The 18,244-nt window shown below is 63.1% G+C and carries 17 protein-coding genes; 4 read left to right on the top strand and 13 right to left on the bottom strand.

Annotated features, from left to right (window positions below; translation table 11 throughout):
* Positions 1–5 precede the first annotated feature (5 nt).
* Genes AC0J5Z_RS09170 through AC0J5Z_RS09160 form a run of 3 tightly spaced genes read right to left on the bottom strand, consistent with a single transcriptional unit; the run spans position 6 to position 2,161 of the window.
* Positions 6–818: a shikimate 5-dehydrogenase gene (locus tag AC0J5Z_RS09170; RefSeq protein ID WP_475038779.1), complete on the bottom strand. Its 813-nt coding sequence runs from the start codon at positions 816–818 to the stop codon at positions 6–8.
* 38 nt (positions 819–856) lie between these two features.
* Positions 857–979 carry a type B 50S ribosomal protein L36 gene (ykgO, locus tag AC0J5Z_RS09165; RefSeq protein WP_011775528.1) on the bottom strand — a complete coding sequence of 41 codons (123 nt, stop codon included), beginning with the start codon at positions 977–979 and terminating at the stop codon, positions 857–859.
* Positions 980–1,009: 30 nt separating this feature from the next.
* Positions 1,010–2,161, bottom strand: a complete 1,152-nt coding sequence (locus tag AC0J5Z_RS09160) for a GTP-binding protein (protein WP_475038778.1) — start codon at positions 2,159–2,161, stop codon at positions 1,010–1,012.
* Between the two features lie 163 nt (positions 2,162–2,324).
* On the opposite strand from AC0J5Z_RS09160, the gene AC0J5Z_RS09155 reads away from it, so the two are divergent.
* Positions 2,325–3,476, top strand: a complete 1,152-nt coding sequence (locus tag AC0J5Z_RS09155) for a glutamate--cysteine ligase (protein ID WP_475038777.1) — start codon at positions 2,325–2,327, stop codon at positions 3,474–3,476.
* 33 nt (positions 3,477–3,509) lie between these two features.
* On the opposite strand, the gene tsaD is transcribed toward AC0J5Z_RS09155, so the two are convergent.
* The 6 genes from tsaD to AC0J5Z_RS09125 are packed head-to-tail and all read right to left on the bottom strand — an operon-like array spanning position 3,510 to position 8,834.
* Positions 3,510–4,673 (bottom strand): tRNA (adenosine(37)-N6)-threonylcarbamoyltransferase complex transferase subunit TsaD, encoded by a 1,164-nt coding sequence (gene tsaD, locus AC0J5Z_RS09150; RefSeq protein ID WP_475038776.1) that lies wholly within the window; start codon positions 4,671–4,673, stop codon positions 3,510–3,512.
* The gene (gene rimI / locus AC0J5Z_RS09145) at positions 4,670–5,173 is read right to left on the bottom strand and encodes a ribosomal protein S18-alanine N-acetyltransferase (protein WP_475038775.1); all 504 of its coding nucleotides are present in this window, start codon (positions 5,171–5,173) and stop codon (positions 4,670–4,672) included. The genes tsaD and rimI overlap by 4 nt, the downstream gene beginning before the upstream one ends.
* A 13-nt stretch (positions 5,174–5,186) precedes the next feature.
* Positions 5,187–5,858, bottom strand: a complete 672-nt coding sequence (gene tsaB, locus AC0J5Z_RS09140; protein WP_475038774.1) for a tRNA (adenosine(37)-N6)-threonylcarbamoyltransferase complex dimerization subunit type 1 TsaB — start codon at positions 5,856–5,858, stop codon at positions 5,187–5,189.
* On the bottom strand, positions 5,858–6,433 hold the full coding sequence (gene tsaE / locus AC0J5Z_RS09135) for a tRNA (adenosine(37)-N6)-threonylcarbamoyltransferase complex ATPase subunit type 1 TsaE (RefSeq protein ID WP_475038773.1): 576 nt from the start codon (positions 6,431–6,433) through the stop codon (positions 5,858–5,860). The genes tsaB and tsaE overlap by 1 nt, the downstream gene beginning before the upstream one ends.
* On the bottom strand, positions 6,430–7,683 hold the full coding sequence (gene alr, locus AC0J5Z_RS09130; protein ID WP_475038772.1) for an alanine racemase: 1,254 nt from the start codon (positions 7,681–7,683) through the stop codon (positions 6,430–6,432). The genes tsaE and alr overlap by 4 nt, the downstream gene beginning before the upstream one ends.
* 56 nt (positions 7,684–7,739) lie before the next feature.
* A complete protein-coding gene (locus AC0J5Z_RS09125) occupies positions 7,740–8,834 on the bottom strand; it encodes a carbohydrate kinase family protein (protein ID WP_475038771.1) in 1,095 nt (364 codons plus the stop codon).
* A gap of 63 nt (positions 8,835–8,897) precedes the next feature.
* Between AC0J5Z_RS09125 and AC0J5Z_RS09120 the strand changes: the two genes are divergently transcribed.
* Entirely contained in the window at positions 8,898–10,271 is a 1,374-nt protein-coding gene (locus AC0J5Z_RS09120; protein ID WP_475038770.1) for a 6-phospho-beta-glucosidase, read from the top strand.
* Here AC0J5Z_RS09120 and AC0J5Z_RS09115 read toward each other — a convergent pair.
* Positions 10,268–10,786, bottom strand: coding sequence for an N-acetyltransferase family protein (locus AC0J5Z_RS09115; protein WP_475038769.1), 519 nt, complete (start codon positions 10,784–10,786; stop codon positions 10,268–10,270). The two genes, AC0J5Z_RS09120 and AC0J5Z_RS09115, sit on opposite strands and share 4 nt — an antisense overlap.
* 110 nt (positions 10,787–10,896) lie before the next feature.
* Between AC0J5Z_RS09115 and mshA the strand changes: the two genes are divergently transcribed.
* The gene (mshA, locus tag AC0J5Z_RS09110; protein ID WP_475038768.1) at positions 10,897–12,141 is read left to right on the top strand and encodes a D-inositol-3-phosphate glycosyltransferase; all 1,245 of its coding nucleotides are present in this window, start codon (positions 10,897–10,899) and stop codon (positions 12,139–12,141) included.
* 99 nt (positions 12,142–12,240) lie between these two features.
* Positions 12,241–13,929, top strand: coding sequence for a formate--tetrahydrofolate ligase (locus AC0J5Z_RS09105; RefSeq protein ID WP_475038767.1), 1,689 nt, complete (start codon positions 12,241–12,243; stop codon positions 13,927–13,929).
* A gap of 146 nt (positions 13,930–14,075) precedes the next feature.
* Here AC0J5Z_RS09105 and AC0J5Z_RS09100 read toward each other — a convergent pair whose 3' ends face one another.
* The 3 genes from AC0J5Z_RS09100 to treZ all read right to left on the bottom strand — a co-directional run bounded on the left by AC0J5Z_RS09100 (position 14,076) and on the right by treZ (position 18,222).
* Positions 14,076–15,161, bottom strand: a complete 1,086-nt coding sequence (locus AC0J5Z_RS09100) for an inositol-3-phosphate synthase (RefSeq protein WP_475038766.1) — start codon at positions 15,159–15,161, stop codon at positions 14,076–14,078.
* Between the two features lie 168 nt (positions 15,162–15,329).
* Positions 15,330–16,367 (bottom strand): L-glyceraldehyde 3-phosphate reductase, encoded by a 1,038-nt coding sequence (mgrA, locus tag AC0J5Z_RS09095; protein WP_475038765.1) that lies wholly within the window; start codon positions 16,365–16,367, stop codon positions 15,330–15,332.
* Positions 16,368–16,449: 82 nt separating this feature from the next.
* Positions 16,450–18,222 (bottom strand): malto-oligosyltrehalose trehalohydrolase, encoded by a 1,773-nt coding sequence (treZ, locus tag AC0J5Z_RS09090; protein ID WP_475039634.1) that lies wholly within the window; start codon positions 18,220–18,222, stop codon positions 16,450–16,452.
* Positions 18,223–18,244 lie beyond the last annotated feature (22 nt).

Raw genomic sequence — 18,244 nt, 5'->3', positions numbered from 1 at the left:
AGGCGTTAGCGGCGCGAAAACTCCGAAGCTTCGCGGACCTGCTCGGCGCTCGGGCGCACGCCCGTGTAGAGGACGAACTGCTCCTCGGCCTGAATGGCGATGACCTCAGCTCCGGTAATGACAGGTTTGCCGGCAGCGCGTGCGGCCGAAATGAGGGGCGTCTCCGACGGCAGTGCCACGACGTCGAACACCACCTGCGCTGCGGCAATGGTGGCGTCGTCGAAGGACTGGGCGGTCTCATCCGCGCCTGCCATCCCCAGCGGTGTGACGTTGATGATGAGATCCGCCGTGGAGTCGTTGACGTCCTCCTGCCACCCGAAGCCGTACAGGTCCGCGAGCGCACGGCCGGTGGTCTCGTTGCGGGCCACGATGGTGACGGCGATGAACCCGGCGTCGCGGAGCGCTGCGGCAACGGCCTTGGCCATGCCGCCTGCCCCACGGAGCAGCACCGTGTGGCTGCTGGGGACCTGGTGGTCCTTCAAGAGCCGTGCAATTGCTATGTAATCCGTGTTGTAGGCAGTCAGGACGCCGTCGTTATTGACAATGGTGTTCACCGAATCAATGGCTTTGGCCGACGGGTCCATCACGTCGACCAGCGGGATGACGGCTTCCTTGTAAGGCATGGACACCGCGGCGCCCCGGATCGGGAGGCCGCGGATGCCAGCCACCGCAAGGGTGATGTCCGCGGGGGCGAATGCCTTGTAGACAAAGTTCAAGCCGAGCAGATCGTACAAATAATTGTGGAACCGGGTTCCGATGTTGCTGGGCCGGGCCGCAAGCGAAATGCACAGGGACATGTCTTTGTTCAGGATTGGCATTCCCCCATTAAACAACGCCCCTTCACGCTGCCGTGCGATTAGCCCTGGCGGGCTTTCATTCGCGGGTTGTTCTTGTTGATGACGAACGTGCGGCCACGCCGCCGGACGATCTGTGCACCCGGGATCTTCTTGAGGGCACGCAGCGAGTTCCTGACTTTCATGGGTTTTCTCCTCTTTATTGGTGGTTGGGCTTAGAGGGCGTCGCTGAGTTCCAGGGGGTCCTCCCAGATGCCGAAATCCAGTTCCATCTCGGCCTCCGTCAGTTGGCACCCCTCCAGCAAATTGCCAATTTCCTGCGGATCAATGTCCTCCGACCTTCCGGTGACGGCCAGTACCGTACCGCGGTCACCGTAGCTGGGATGCCAGTCGAGGAAGGCATCGACGTCGGCGCCCGCCTTTCCCGGGCGCGCCAGGCCGGGGGCTGATTCAACAGTGTCAGCCAGCCACTTTCCGGTGCTTTCGAGCCACACACGCGGCCCGATTCCCTGGACGGCGATCCGCGTTTTAGGCGCCGATGCGATCCAAAGGCGGCCACGCAGCCAGTGCGTTCCGGCCGCCAGATGTGGAAGCGCCTCGCGGAAGCGTCCAGGATGCAGCGGCCGACCCGCCTTATGCAGCACTGTCCGGAAGGCACCTTTCGCTTCGCTGACGGGCACACGCACGACGCCGGGCCGGTTCCGGGCCGCTGCTTCGGCGTCGTCGAAGCACCCCGGCCGGAAATCGTCGGCGGCGCCAATCACGCCGGCATGGGCCGCCAACTGGCCAAGCAATTCGACTCCCAGCATCCACTGCGCGGAGCCCTCGCGGGGGTCGCCGGTCAGTGCGGCGCCCATTCCGGGGTGCACCATCACGGTGTCCACCTGCCCGAACTCGCCGATGAGAAATTCTCCACTGGTGCGCTCATCAGTGGGCATGGACGTGAAACCGGATTCGAACAGGGTGTGTCGATCCCACACATGGTCGTCCAGGTCTACGGGGTCCAGTGCCAGCACAGCGTTGTCAATGAGCGCCGGGCGGCTCAAGCCACTCCGAAGCTCGGTGACGGCCATCCCTGCTGCAACGCCGGGTGGGAGGCCAAGGACAATGTGGTCGAAGCCGCACGCCGCGAGGCGTTCCGCCGTCGGGACTACGTCCAGTCTGACGGTGCAGCTGAGGCAACCATGCTCCAGGACTGTTGTTTCGCGTTCGAACAGCTTGCCGTCCCGGTAGACGCGCCGCAGGACCAAAGAGCCATTTAGGAGGTCGTGGAGGACCACCACGGAGTTGGCGTGGGACTGGCCAAGCCTTGCGGCGGCTGACTCACGGCAATGGCTATCGAGGGAACTGACGACGGTGAGATGCATGCATTGAGTCTATTGCGAAGTATTCTCATTAGCAAATGATGGAGCTTTTCACCCGGGCTCCGCAGCAGTCACCTGTGTTCCCGCTGCATTAGACTTGATCCGACCGCTGGCGGCCCCACAGCGGGGAACCGTGTCCGGCTGAGACAGACAATGAGGGGACTACGTGCAGATTGATTTTGCGCCATCCAGGCAATCGACACTGGGTGTGGAATGGGAGTTGGCGCTCGTCAATGCACGCACCGGGGAATTGGTATCCGTCGCGAACGACGTCCTGAAGGGCGTTGCCGCGAACCATCCCGACCTCAATGAGGACGACGAACACCCCCATATCAAGCGTGAACTGCTCCTCAACACCGTTGAGCTCGTCACCGGCATCTGCGAAACGGTCAAGGACGCCAAAGAGGATCTCAGCCGTTCCCTCGCCGCAGTCCGCGAGGTCACCGATTCCATGGGCGTGGAAGTGTTCTGCGCAGGCAGCCACCCGTTCAGCCCTCCCCTGCTCCAGCCCGTCACGGACAAAGAGCGCTACGCCAAGCTGATCGAGCGGACCCAATGGTGGGGACGCCAGATGGTGATCTACGGCGTTCACGTCCATGTGGGCATCGACAGCCGGGACAAGGTCCTTCCCATCCTGGATGGCCTGGTCAACTACTTCCCGCACTTCCAAGCGTTGTCCGCCTCCAGCCCGTACTGGGCCGGCGAAGAAACCGGCTACGCTTCCCAACGTGCGCTCATGTTCCAGCAGCTTCCCACCGCGGGACTTCCCTTCCAGTTCGAAACATGGGAGGCCTACGAGTCCTACGTCCAGGACATGTTCACCACCGGTGTCATTGATGCGACATCGGAAATCCGTTGGGACATCCGCCCCGTGTCGAACCTGGGCACCATCGAGATGCGCATCTGCGACGGCTTGGCCAGTCTCGAAGAAGTAGGCGCCATTGCTGCGCTGACCCAATGCCTGGTGGACGAGTTCTCCTCCATCCTCGATGCTGGCGGCAGCATCCCCACCATGCCGCCATGGCATGTGCAGGAGAACAAATGGCGTGCTGCACGCTACGGCATGGAAGCCATCATCATCCTCGATGCCGAGGGCAACGAGCAGCTGGTCACAGAACACCTCGCTGAAACCGTTGCCCGGCTGGAACCCGTGGCAGCCAAGCTCGGTTGCTCGGAAGAACTCGCCGATGTCTTGAAGATCATAGAGCGCGGCGCAAGCTACCAGCGTCAGCGCCGCGTTGCCGCCGAACACAACGGTGACCTGCAGGCAGTGGTCATGGACCTCGTGAAACAGATGCGCAAGGGTCCGGACGCGTAGTTGCCGGTGGTGTTTGCCTGCCCTTGGGTAAGCTCAGGCAGGCACTGACACCGTGGTCACCGGCATGGAGGAATCCGGCGCGAAGGAGACCCCGCTGGGGCCGATGCCGGCCATGATCAGCTGGGCTCCGAGCGCGGCAACCATGGCTCCGTTATCCGTGCACAGGTCAAGCGGTGGAACGTGAAGCCTGATTCCGGCGGAGATACAGCGCTGCCCGGTCAACTCCCGGAGCCGCGAGTTCGCTGCAACACCCCCGCCGAGCAGGACGTCCGTGATGCCGTGCTCTTTGCATGCCAGGACTGCCTTTGAACTGATGACGTCCACCACGGCTTCCTGGAACGCTGCGGCTATGTCTGCCACCGGGACTTCCTCGCCCCGGGCTTCGAACTGCTCAACGCACCGGGCCACGGCTGTTTTCAAGCCGCTGAAGGACCAGTCGTAGCGGTGCGGGCCCTTCTCCTCCGCAGTCCCCATGTATTTGGGCTGAGTGAGGCCACGTGGGAAGCGGATGGACTTGGGGTTGCCCTGGCGTGCCAGCTTGTCGATGGCAGGCCCACCCGGGTACCCGAGGCCGAGGATGCGGGCCACTTTGTCATAGGCTTCACCGGCGGCGTCGTCGATGGTTGAACCCAGTAGCTCCACGTCGTCAGTGATGCTGCGGATACGCAGGATTTCCGTATGCCCGCCCGATACCAGCAGCGCTCCGAGGTTCCCGGGCAGCTTGCCGGCACCCAAGCCGGCGACAGCAACGGCGTCGGGCTTTCCATCCGCCGTGTCCTTTCCGTCTGAAGTGCGCTTCGCATCCAAGAGCCCAACGCCAACATGCGCCACCAAGTGGTTGATGGCGTACAGCGGCTTGCCTGTTGCCACAGCCAACGCCTTCGCAGCACAAACGCCCACCATGAGCGCACCTGCGAGGCCCGGACCGGACGTGACGGCGATGGCGTCGATGTCGTCCAAGGCGACACCGGCCTCGTGCAGCGACTCCTGCAAGGTGGGCACAAATGCGTCCAGGTGCGCGCGCGATGCGATCTCCGGGATGACGCCGCCAAAGCGAACATGCTCATCCATGGAGGAGGACACGGTGTTGGTCAGCAGGGTGGTCCCCCGCACGATTCCCACACCGGTCTCGTCGCAGGATGACTCGATGCCAAGCACCAGCGGCTGCTTTTGCTGTTCCGGATATTGCCCGCTCACGCTGTGGCTCCTTCTTGGGACTGTGGCTTGTTCAGTTCAAGCCGCATGATCAGGGCGTCCGTACCGTCCCGGTAGTAGCGGGGACGAACGTGGATTTGCTCGAAGCCGAACCGCAAGTACAGTTGCTGGGCACGGGGATTGTCCGCCCGAACTTCCAGCAGGACGTCCGCCGCACGGCGGCGCCGCGCCTCGTCGATGAGTTCGGCCAGAACAGCAGAGCCGATGCCCTTGCCTTCGAATTCAGGCACGACGGCGATGGTCTGGACGTCCGCGATCGGCTCGATGCACATCAATCCGGCGTAAGCCACGATTTCCCCTTCAACCTCTGCCACCACGTAGCGTCGGGTCTCAGGCTGGGCCAACTCGTCGAAGAACATCTGCAACGGCCAGGCGTCCACAGGGAACAACCGCCGTTCCAGGGCCGCCACGGCCGGGATGTCCGCTTCCATCATGTCGCGCAGGGACACCCCGGCGAGCTCCAGCTTGGGTGACAATTTCACAGTGTCCCTCCCATCACAGTGCACGCTTCCTGGGCCCGGGCACCTGGGCATCCGATTCCCGCAAATACAACGGCGTAGAGTCCAGCAAAGCCTCCCCGGCAGTGAGCTTGGCCAAAGCGAACTGGCCCAGCGAGGCCGCATCCGGCTGGGTGGTGGCGAAATCTTCATCCGCCCTGACGACATCGGCGTACAAGCCTGCGCCCGCGCCGAACACCGGCAAGTCCGGAAGCTCGGACGCGAAACCCACATGGGGGCCGTCCACGAGTTCCGGAAGTTGGCCGTCGGCCAGCGTGTAGCGGGCCCAGTAGACCTCTTTGCGTCGGGCATCCGTAGCCACAAGGAATTCTGGGGCAGCGGCGGTAGACTCCGCCACTTCCAAGGCGATGGCATCCAGGCTCATGAGCCCGTACAACGGCTTGTCCCAGACGAAAGCGAGGGTGCGGGCGGTCGCGATGCCCGAGCGGAGTCCGGTGAAGGGGCCGGGTCCCACACCCGTGACGATCGCGTCGATGTCTGCGCCGGTGACGCCGGCCCCGGCCAAGAGCTTCTCGATCCCGGGAGCGAGGACCTCTGCGTGACTGCGGGTATCCTCCGTAGCGAAAGAATCCACCACGCTTTCCATGGCGTCGTCCGAGATCAGGGCGGCGCTGGCAACCGCTGATGTATCAATGGCAAGGATCAGCATCAATTGCCTCCGTTTTCGCTGGTCTCCAGGAGGTGCGGTGCCTCGGCCCAGCGGGGACCGAATCCACGGAAAACGATGGTGCGTGGTTCGTCGTCGTCTTCGGTATCGAAGTCCATAACGTCACTGTCCGTTGCGGTTGCCATGCCTTCCCCGCCAACAGACCTGAGAAGGTCAACCTCCAAGCGGCTGTCCGAGAGGTGCTCCACCCGGTCCCGGCCCCACTCCACCACCGTGACCGCTGTATCCATGGTGTTCTCAAGATCGATATCGTCGATCTCCGCTGCCGAGTCCAGTCGGTAGGCGTCAACATGGACGAGGTCCGGACCACCAGGCCGCGGACCATCGGCAAGATTGGGGTGGATCCGCACCAGGACAAACGTTGGCGAGATGATGCCTGCACGGACTCCCAATCCCTCGCCGAGTCCTTGGGTGAACGTTGTCTTGCCCGCACCCAGTTCTCCGGTCAGGACGAGGAGGTCCCCGGCCTCAAGCACCCCACCCAAAGCTGCCGCGAGCGCATGCGTCTGCTCCGCCGTCGTGACCTTCAGCGTGCGCTCCCACTGGGCTTCGCTCACAGCGCTGCCGTTTCGGCTTGGCCCGTGACGGCCGCTGGCGCCGCGGGGCGAGCCGGCATTTCGTTGACGTAGCTGCGCGGTACGCGGGGGCTGATGCGTGTCACGATCTCGTAGTTGTTGGTTCCTGCGGCGGCCGCCCAATCATCCGCAGTGGGGCCGCCGTCGGCACCGTTGCCGAACATAACGGCCTCGGCGCCCTTGAGGCTTGCGGCCGCTTCAGGGGACAGTGGTCCGAGATCAATGACCATCTGGTCCATCGCGATCCTGCCAACTACCGGGTAGTTGATGCCGTCCACCCGCACAGGACCCCCGGTGGCAATCCTGGGAACGCCGTCTGCATAACCCAGCGGCACCAGGCCCAGCGTGCTTTCCTCGCTGGTTCGGTAATTGAGTCCGTAGGAGACGCCCTGGCCTTCGGGCACCCTCTTGCAGTTGGACAGAAGGGTCCGGACGGTCATGGCTGGATGCAAGCCAAGTTCCTCAGACGTTGCGCCTTCGAAGGGCGACAATCCGTAGATACCGAGGCCTACGCGGACAAGGTCGAAGTGAGAGTCGGGGCGGGACAATGCCGCAGGCGTGTTGGCAATGTGCCGGACCTCGGTGTCCACACCGGCGTCCTCGGCCATGGCAATGGCTTCGCGGAAGACGGCGAGTTGATCATCGGTTTCCGGGCGTTGCGGCTCGTCCGCAACGGCGAGGTGCGAGAAGATACCCACCACCCTCAGGAGGCCTTGGTCCTGATATTCCATGGCCTGGCCCAACAGCTGGTCCCAGTCGGCAATGGTGCAGCCGTTTCGGCCCAGCCCTGTGTCCACTTTGAGGTGCACACGCGCCGGACGCTCCTGGTCCCGGGCTGCCGCGACTACGGCTTCCAGCTCCCAGCCGGAGATTCCGACGTCGATGCCGGCGGCAACTGCCGCTTGGAAGTTGCTTTCGCGGGTGTGCAGCCAGGCGAGCAGCGGGGCATTGACTCCGGCGGCACGCAAGGCGAGCGCTTCGGAAATGTGGGCGACACCCAGCCAGGCGGCTCCGGAGTCCAGGGCTGCCCTGGCAACCTGCACGGCACCGTGGCCATAAGCATCTGCCTTCACCACGGCCATGACAGCGGCCGGGGAGGCTATGCCGACAAACTGACGAACATTGTGCCGCACGGCGTCGAGGTCGATCACGGCGGAGCGCTCCAGCACCGCTGACTTTGCTATGGAGGCCTTCGACCCGATACCGATATCTGCAGCTGCTTCGTAAGTCACCCTTGAGATTCTAGTGCCGTCAGTGAACTCGGGTTAACTGCGGGGCTCTCCCGCCGCTACTGCGCGTCCGACAAATGCGCGATGGTTGCCCGGGCTCGTCGTTGGGCTTCCGCCGGGATATCCCTCACGATTGGTTCCAGGAAGGCGAAGCGCCGCAACCATTGACTCGACTGACGTTCCTTCCGCGCGTTGGCCCGCTGCCACCAGTCGGCAATGTCGCCCCAACCGGGAGCAGCCAGCGAGCCTCCCACCTCCTGGACTGCCAGCGAGGCACAAAGGTTCGCGAACCGCAGCCGGTCCCCCAACCTCCACCCCGCCAGGCATCCCACGATGAAAGCCGCCCCAAAACAGTCCCCGGCACCTGTGGGATCGGAGGCAGCCACCGGCAATGAGGGCACCCATTCCTCCTCACCTGTCTCGGAGTCCACCGCCACAGCGCCTTGGGGACCGAGAGTCACCACTGCCACAGGAACCCTGTCCGCCAAGGAGTACAGCGCCGCCCACGGGTCGGCTTTACCGGTGAAGGCCATGGCTTCGGGTGCATTGGGCAGGAAGGCGTAGAAATTCCCCAGTTGGTTCAGGCGACGCTCGGACCACTCCCCCGTGGGATCCCAGCCCACCACGCCAAAGAGCTTGGTACCTGCCTCCTTCGCTGCGAGCATCCACGGTTCCAGTTCCTCACCCAAATCGGCGACGGCGGCGAGCGCCTTGGGAGGCTGCCCAATCAGTTCTGAGGAACTGATGGGGGCCGGGTGACCGTGGGTGACCATGGAACGGTCCTGGTTCACGCACATGGATACCGTGACGGGTGAGTGCCAGCCCGGAACTCTCTGCGAGAGCGAGAGGTCAACGTGTTCCTGGCTTTCCAGGATCTGCCAGTTGTAATCGCCGTAGCCGTCGTCGCCGAAGGTTGCCGCCAGGTTGGTCCGCAAGCCGAGCCGTGCGGCAGCAATGGCCTGGTTGGCAACACCCCCGGGGCAGCTGCCCATGCCCTCGCTCCAAACCTCCGTGCCAGGTTCGGGTGCGTGCGGAAGTCCGGTAAAGATGATGTCCTGGAAAACCGTTCCGGTCAGGAGAAGGTCGCACTGGTGGTCCCCGTCCGACCGCACGGCAGCCAGGGGGTCGAATCGTCGCTGGGGCATAGCGTCCATGCACGGCAGACTACGCTGCACGTACTTGGCTGCATAGACTTGCGGGACGCATAGACTCGGACCATGCGGCTCATGATCGCCGGTGGCGGCGGATTCCGGGTTCCCCTTGTGTACCGTGCTTTGTGCGCGGGTCCCTTCGCCGGATTGGTGGATGAACTCGTCCTCTTTGACGTGGACGACTCACGCCTGGCGGCCATCGCGGCGGTGCTCCGCGACATGCCCGCCGACGAACGTTCCGCACCCGCCGTCGTGGTTTCCACAGACCTTGGGCAGGCACTCACGGGAACCGACATGGTGTTCGCTGCGATCCGTCCAGGTGGTACTGCCGGGCGAATTGCGGATGAACAGATTCCCTTGCGGCTGGGGTTACTGGGCCAGGAGACCACCGGCGCCGGCGGCATCTCGTATGCGCTCCGCTCAATTCCCCACATGTTGGAACTCGCTGAGGCCATGCTTCGACATTGTCCGGGCGCGTGGCTCATCAATTTCACGAACCCTGCCGGCATGGTCACCGAGGCGCTGGTACCTGTGTTGGGACGCAAGGTCATCGGAATCTGCGATTCTGCCGGTGGCTTGGTCCAGCGCGCCGCACGCGCGGCCGGTGCGCCCCTCATAGAAGGGTCGCTCGACGGCGTAGGCTACTACGGGCTGAACCACCTCGGCTGGCTTTACCGGCTGGCACCGGAAGGACGGGATCTGTTACCGGGCCTGCTGTCCGATCACGCCGCTCTTGAGACCATGGAGGAGGGGCGCCTGTTCGGGCAACATACCCTGGAAAAGCTCGGCTGCCTGCCCAATGAATACCTTTACTACTATTACCAAACCTCGCAGGCCACCAACGCCATCCGCGGGCAACGTGAAACGCGTGGAGCATCCATCCACGAACAGCAGACTTCGCTATACCCCGCCTTGGTTCGGTCCCCGCACCCCTTCGCGATGTGGGACGCGGCGCGGCGGTCACGCGAGGAAGGGTACCTGGCCGAGGCCCGGACGCATGGAGAGCAGCGCGACGAGTCCGATCTCGCGGGTGGCGGCTACGAACGCGTTGCCCTGTCCGTCATGCGTGCTCTGTCCGGCGGTGGGACCGCTCAATTGATCCTCAACGTGCCCAACTCGCCGGTGTCGCGTGCGGGGCCGGCCGCAGAGGTGGCCGTGCCCGGGCTGCCGGGGGACGCCGTCGTCGAGGTTCCTTGCGAGGTGACGCCCGACGGCGCGTTGCCGCTTGCGCAGGACCGGCCTGACGGGCAGTTCCTCACCCTGATGCAGCACGTCAAGGAGGTGGAGCGGCTGACGATCCGGGCTATTGTTGGCGGCGAGCGCGAGGCCGCCGTCCAGGCGTTTGCCGCGCACCCACTGGTGGGTTCCGTCCCTCTGGGCCGGCAACTGCTGGAGGGGTACGAGGCCGCTTTTCCTGAGCTAAGCCAGTTGTGGACCTAGAGCTTTCTGTACATGACGTGCAGGCCCACGTAGCCGATCTCCGGGTGGTTGAAGGCTTCCGGAACTGTGGCCAGAATCTTGAATCCCATGGATTGCCACAACCACACCGCGCGTACATTGCTCTCCACCACGGCGTTGTACTGCATGGAACGGAACCCTGCTGCCTTGGCTTCGCTTAGCGAGTACGCGCATAACGCCCGGGCGATGCCTTGGCCCGAGTTGTTGGCCCCCACCATATATCCCGCGTTTGCCACGTGGCTTCCACCACCTGCTTGGTTGGCGTGGAACTCGCCCGTTCCCAGGACCTCGCCAGTGTCCTGGCGCACCGCCACGAAGGTCTGGCCCGGAGCGTCCTTGATCCACTTGGTCCTGGCTGTTTCCTCGGTCGTGTCGCGGTCCCAGGTGAAAGTCTCGCCCTCACGGATCACGGGCTCCAGGATGGACCAGATGCCGGGCCAGTCCTCAGGCGTTGCTTTGCGGATGTCGAAGGTATGTTCTTGGCTCACAGCCGCCACGCTAGCAGCCTTGTCCACATAGCGGAGTTTGCCGGGCTGGGGACTCGAGGGCAGGAGTAGTGTTTTCTGCAGGGCAAAGCTGATATTTGCTGTGAATGTGAGGAGGACTGGTGCCGTTGATCCGTCGTGTGGCGTTCCTGTCGTTGCACACCTCCCCCATGGAGCAGCCCGGTGCGGGTGATGCCGGCGGCATGAACGTCTACGTACGCGCGCTGGCCATGGCGCTGGCCGAGTCCGGGGTGGAGGTTGAGATCTTCACCCGTTCCACAAAAGCCGGCCAGCCCGCCGTCGAGCATCCCGGGCCGGGCGTCTGCGTCCATAACGTCATGGCAGGTCCGCGCCGCAAACTGCCCAAGGAAGAGTTGCCGGAGCTCCTGCACCACATGGTGGAAGAAATCGACAGGATCCGCCACCAACAGCTCCACGGCCGTTATGACGCCATCCATTCCCATTACTGGGTTTCCGGCGTTGCGGGGCTCGAACTGTCAGAACTGTGGGGTGTTCCCCTTGTCCACACCATGCACACCATGGCAAAGGTCAAGAACCTCGTCCTGGAGTCCGGGGAACGGCCTGAACCGCGGCGCCGGGAAGAAGGCGAACAACGGATCGTGGATGGTGCCTCAAGGCTGGTTGCCAACACCCCCGCGGAGGCCGACGAACTGGTTTCCCACTACGGGGCCGACCTTGACCGGATCGACGTCGCGCCGCCCGGGGTGGACCTGAAAGTTTTCACGCCGTCCTTCCGGCGGAAGTCCCGTTCCTTGCGGGGTGTCCGGCCGGACAGTTTCCATATCCTCTTCGCCGGCAGGATCCAGCGGCTCAAAGGCCCGCAGGTTTTCGTCAAGGCAGCCGGCATCCTTCGTCAGCGGAGGCCTGACATCGACCTGGAAATGACTATTTTGGGTTCCCTCAGCGGAGCCAAGGACTTCAACCTCCAGCACTTTATTGAAGACGCCGGACTGGCCGACGTCGTCACTCACCGGCCGCCTGTAGTCGCGCCGGAGCTGGCCAGTTGGTTCCGGTCCGCAGACGTGGTGGTGATGCCCTCCTTTAGCGAATCCTTCGGTTTGGTGGCGTTGGAAGCACAGGCGTGCGGCACGCCCGTTGTGGCTACCAACGTCGGTGGCCTTTCCCGCGCCATCTCGGACGGACGAACGGGCATACTGGTGGACGGCCACCACCCCTCCGACTGGGCAGACGCCCTGGAAGATCTCTACGACGACGTCCAAACCCGGGAGGACATGGGTCGCCTCGCGGCCACCCACGCCGAGTCCTTTGGATGGCAGCGCACAGCCGCCATCACCCTGGAAAGCTACCGTGAGGCCGTCGGCGGACTGCTGGTTCCCCGGCGCTGAGTCTTCGCCCGGATCCGCTCCCGGGCTGATAGATTGTCGCGCACAGCGTAAGAACCCCAGCAGCAGCATCCCCGCTGCGGGCAGAGCCGAAGGACAACGATGTCTGAAAACAAGGTCATGAGTGATCTTGAAATTGCCCACCACGCCACCATGCTTCCCGTAGAAGCAATCGCCGAACGCGCGGGTATCAATGTGGACGCCCTCGAGCTCTATGGGCCCTACAAGGCCAAAATCAATACCGCCAAGCTGGTCCTTCCCCAAGGAAAGGCACCCGGCAAGGTTGTGCTGGTCTCTGCCATGTCCCCCACCCCGGCAGGCGAAGGCAAATCCACTACCACCGTGGGGCTCGCGGACTCCCTGGCCCGCGCCGGCCACAAAGTGATGATCGCCCTGCGCGAGCCCTCCCTGGGTCCGATCCTGGGTATGAAGGGTGGGGCTACGGGCGGCGGCTATTCCCAGGTGTTGCCCATGGACGACATCAACCTGCACTTCACCGGCGACTTCCACGCCATCACGTCCGCGAACAACGCCCTTATGGCGCTCGTGGACAACCACATTTTCCAGGGCAACCAACTCGGAATCGATCCACGCCGCATGACGTTCAAACGCGTTTTGGACATGAACGACCGCTCACTACGGGAAGTCATTATCGGGCTCGGGGGGCCCATGCAAGGGGTGCCCCGGCAGGATGGCTTCGACATCACGGTGGCTTCGGAAATCATGGCGGTCTTCTGCCTCGCCACAGACCTCGACGACCTCCGGGAACGGCTGGGGCGCATCACCTTCGGCTACACCTACGATCGCACGCCAGTCACCGTTTCGGACCTCGGCGTGGAGGGTGCGCTGACCATGCTCTTGAAGGATGCCATCAAGCCGAACCTCGTCCAGACCATCGCCGGGACCCCCGCGTTGGTCCATGGCGGACCCTTCGCGAACATTGCGCACGGCTGCAATTCGTTGATCGCCACCCGCACCGCCATGCAGCTTGCCGACATCGTGGTTACCGAAGCGGGTTTCGGCGCAGACCTCGGTGCCGAGAAGTACATGGACATCAAGGCACGCATCGCGGAAGTGGCGCCATCCGCCGTCGTGGTAGTTGCAACAATCCGTGCCCTCAAGATGCAGGGTGGGGTGCCCAAGGAGAAACTCAACGAGCCAAATGTCGAGGCTGTTGCAGCCGGAGTCGAGAACTTGAAGAGGCACGTGGGCAACGTCGCGAAGTTCGGTATCTCCCCCGTTGTCTCCATCAACAAGTTTGGCACCGACACCACCGAGGAACTTGAGTGGCTCCTGGCATGGTGTGCAGCAGAAGGTGTCCACGCCGCCGTCGCTGATGTTTGGGGCCGCGGGGGCGGAGGCGATGGCGGCGACGAGCTTGCCGCCAAGGTGGCAGCGGCTCTGGATGCGCCTTCCAACTTCCATCACCTGTACCCGCTGGAACTCAGTGTTGAGGACAAGATCCAGACGATTGTGCAGGAGATCTACGGCGCCGACGGAGTGGAGTTCTCAGTTCCGGCACTCAAGCGCCTGGCCGAGATCGAGAAAAACGGCTGGTCAGGCCTCCCTGTTTGCATGGCCAAAACACAGTATTCCTTCACTGACGATGCCTCCAGGCTTGGTGCGCCCAAGGGATTCCGGGTGCATGTCCGCGAACTGATTCCCAAGACCGGCGCTGGTTTCATTGTTGCGTTGACCGGAGCCGTTATGACCATGCCCGGCCTCCCCAAGGAGCCAGCGGCCATGCGAATGGATGTTGACCCCGACGGCAACCCCACGGGCCTTTTCTAACCCTCTCTCACATCCCAAGCCCTTCCACCCAAACCCGAGGGACCTGATAGAGCGTCCCACCCAAACCCGAGGGACCTGATAGAGCGACCGGGATACAACAAACGCCCTCCCACATCAGTGGAAGGGCGTTTGTTGTAACGGGACGTTTAGCGTTCGATGTCGCCGCGGATGAAGGCTTCAACCTTGTCGCGGGCGAGGTCATCGTTGAACTGCTCCGGCGGCGACTTCATGAAGTAACTGGAAGCGGAAAGCAGCGGGCCGCCGATGCCGCGGTCCAGGCCGATTTTCGCAGCACGGATGGCGTCAATGATCACGCCGGCAGAGTTCGGGGAGTCCCACACTTCCAGCTTGTATTCAAGGGAAACGGGAGCGTCACCGAAGTTGCGGCCCTCAAGCCGGACGAAGGCCCACTTGCGATCATCGAGCCAAGCAACGTAGTCGGACGGTCCGATGTGGACGTCGTCGGCGTGCAGCTCAGCCTCGACGTTGGAGGTGACAGCCTGGGTCTTGGAGATCTTCTTGGACTCGAGGCGATCGCGCTCCAGCATGTTCTTGAAGTCCATGTTGCCGCCGACGTTCAGCTGGTAAGTGCGGTCCAAGGTAACACCGCGGTCTTCGAACAGCTTGGCCATGACGCGGTGCGTGATGGTGGCACCGATCTGGCTCTTGATGTCGTCGCCAACGATGGGGACACCGGCTTCGGTGAACTTGTCGGCCCACTCCTTGGTGCCTGCGATGAAGACAGGCAGTGCGTTAACGAAGGCAACGCCTGCGTCGATGGCGCACTGGGCGTAGAACTTGGCGGCCTGGTCCGAACCGACGGGCAGGTAGCAGACCATGACGTCGGCCTTGGCTTCCCGGAGCGCGGCAACGATGTCAACGGCTTCTTCCGACGCCTCGACGATCGTTTCGCGGTAGTACTTGCCGAGACCGTCCAGGGTGTGGCCGCGCTGGACAGTCACACCGGTGGCGGGAACGTCGGCGATCTTGATGGTGTTGTTTTCGCTGGCACCGATGGCGTCTGCGAGGTCCAGTCCAACCTTTTTGCTATCGACGTCGAAAGCAGCAACGAAGTGGACATCGTTGACGTGGTACTGGCCGAACTCGACGTGCATCAGACCCGGGATCGTGGCCTTGGGGTCAGCGTCGCGATAGTACTGAACACCTTGGACCAGCGATGCGGCGCAGTTACCTACGCCGACAATGGCAACACGAATCGGATGTGAAGACACGGAACTCCTTTTGAGAAATAACCTCAGGTGCCAGGCGCATCCCTGACTGAGTCCAGGGCACGGCTGATTGGCACGGCGCCATTCGGCGCACACTTGCATTGTAACCAACACAACGGAAGCCGGTTTTGTTCCCTACCGGCCTCCGCAGTTTGTGTCAGTTCTTGAAGGCTACTTCTGTGCCCACAGATTGATGTCCGAGTCCACGGCAAATTCGTCAATCGCCGTCAGCTCATCGGTGGTGAACTTCAGATTGTTGATCGCGCTGAGAGTGTCCTCCAGCTGGGCCACGCTTGAGGCACCAACGAGTGCCGATGTCACCGGTGAGCCCTTCGGCTGATCGCGCAGGATCCAGGCAATGGCCATCTGGGCGAGGGTCTGTCCACGCCCCTCGGCAATGGCGTTCAGGCCACGTACGCGGGCCAGCTTGTCCTCGGTCAGTTGCGATTCGGACAGGAAGCGTTCCTTGGCGGCGCGGGAGTCCGCAGGCACACCGTTGAGGTAGCGGTTGGTCAGCATTCCCTGGGCTAGCGGCGAGAAGGCGATGGAGCCTGCACCCACCTGGTCCAGTGCCTCGTACAGGTTGGGCGAGCCATTCTCTGTCCACCGGTTGAGCATGGAGTAGCTGGGCTGGTGGATGAGCAACGGGGTTCCCAGCTCCTTCAGGATCCGTGCGGCTTCGAGCGTCTGCTCCGGGGTGTAGGAGGAGATGCCCGCGTAGAGTGCCTTGCCGGACCGGACTGCGTAGTCCAACGCGCCCATGGTCTCTTCCAGCGGCGTCTCGGGGTCGGGACGGTGGCTGTAAAAGATGTCCACATAGTCCAGGCCGATGCGCTCCAGCGACTGGTCGAGGCTGGAGATCAGGTACTTACGGGATCCCCATTCCCCGTACGGCCCGGGCCACATGTAGTAGCCGGCTTTGGTGGAGATGACCAGTTCGTCGCGGTACGGCTTGAAGTCGTCCTTCAAGTGACGCCCGAAGTTGGTCTCGGCCGATCCGTCCGGCGGTCCGTAGTTGTTGGCGAGGTCGAAATGGTTCACGCCGAGGTCGAATGCACGGCGCAAGATGGCGCGCTGTTCGTCGAATCGCTTGTCGTCGCCGAAGTTGTGCCAGAGGCCCAGCGAGATGGCGGGGAGCTTGAGTCCACTGCGTCCAACGCGGCGGTAGGGCATGGTTTCGTAGCGGGTTTCCGCAGCCGAATAAGTCATACGTACCATCCTGCCACTGCACAAACCGGGGTGACGGCGCTGTCCGCCATGTGGGCGCCGTCACCCCGGTTTGATGGCAGGTTTAGTTGACGCGCACGACGGCGGCGCTGCCGCCAGGAAGCGTCAGCGTCCCCTCTTCCAGGACTGCTTCGCCGTCAGTGGCCAGCAACACGGAGCCGCTCAGCGGCGTTCCGAGTGCTTCGTCGCCGAAGTTGCATACGACGCGCACGCTTCCGCGGGAGAACTGAAGCCAGTGTTCGTCGTCGTCGAACTCTACGGCCGTCTCGCCGAAGCCTCCCTCCACCAGCTCCGGAGTGTTCCGGCGCAGCTGCGCTAGATCCTTGTACAGCTGTAGCAGGCGAGCGTGGTCTCCTTCACCGACTTCGTCCCACTTGAGTTTGGAGCGCCGGAACGTTTCCGGATCCTGAGGATCGGGAACAACGGCCGGGTCCCATCCCATGCGCTCGAACTCCTTGATCCGCCCCTCGGCTGTTGCCTTGCCCAGCTCCGGCTCCGGGTGGGAGGTGAAGAACTGCCAAGGTGTGGAAGCGCCAAACTCCTCCCCCATGAAAAGCATGGGAGTGAAGGGTGAGGTCATGGTCAGCACGGCCCCGATGGCCAGCTTCCCGTAGGACAGCGAGGCCGTGAGCCTGTCACCGATGGCGCGGTTGCCGATTTGGTCGTGGTTCTGGAGGCATACCACCAGTGCTGATGGGTGCGCCAAGTCATGCCGGATGGGCCTGCCATGGTGCCGTCCCCGGAAACTGGAGTAGCTTCCGTCGTGGAGGAATCCGTGCTCAAGGACTTTCGCCAGCACGGCCAGAGAGTCGAAGTCCGAGTAGTAGCCCGTAGTCTCACCGCTGAGGTTGACGTGGACGGCGTGGTGGAAATCGTCGCTCCACTGGCCTTCCAGACCATAGCCGTTGTCCTTGCGGGGGTAGATGAGCCGCGGGTTATTCAGATCGGATTCTGCGATCAGGGTCTTGGGAATACCCATCGCGCCTTCGATCCGGTCAGCCAAGGCACCGAAGTCCTCAAGAATATGCACGGCCCGTTCATCACGCAGGGCATGAACGGCATCGAGGCGAAGTCCGTCCACGTGGTAGTCGCGGAGCCACATCTCAGCGTTTTCCAAGATAAAGCGGCGGACGTCGTCCGAGCCCGGGCCGTCAAGGTTGACGGAGTCGCCCCAGGTATTGCCCTCCCCCGACTTCAGGTAAGGGCCGAACTTGGGCAAGTAGTTGCCGCTTGGCCCGAGGTGGTTATAGACAACGTCCTGGATGACGCCCAGACCCGCCGCATGGGCCGCATCAACGAAGCGCTGATAGGCCGCTGGGCCACCATAGGGCTCATGGACGGCGTACCAGAGGACGCCGTCATAACCCCAGTTGTGAACCCCGTTGAACCCATTGACGGGCAACAGCTCAATGAAATCGACACCGAGGTCCACCAAATAGTCCAGCTTCCCAGCGGCGGCATCAAGCGTTCCCGCGGGAGTGAACGTGCCCAGATGCAGCTCATAGATGACCGAACCTTGGAGGCTGCGCCCTTTCCACCCGGCGTCCTTCCACTCATGGACAGAGGGATCAAAGGTCGCGGACAAGCCGTGGACCCCGTCCGGCTGCCTCCGCGAACGCGGATCCGGAAACGGCCCTTCTCCGTCCAAAATGTAGCCGTACTGGACTTCGTCGGCCTCCTGTGCCACGACGCCAGCCGGCGCGCGCCACCATCCTGCGGCGGCGCCGTCGTGATGGTGCTCCATGTCGTGCTCTCGCCCATCGATGAGCAGCCGAACCGATTCGGCGTTCGGCGCCCAGACGTCGTAACGGTTTTTTCCAGCAGCGTGCTCCAGCATCATGCTCCCCTGTACGTGTTTA

It is taken from the genome of Paenarthrobacter sp. TRD_SC_7 (assembly GCF_056156245.1).
Note: the sequence above shows the minus strand (reverse complement) of the source record. Positions and strands in the feature narration are given on the sequence as shown.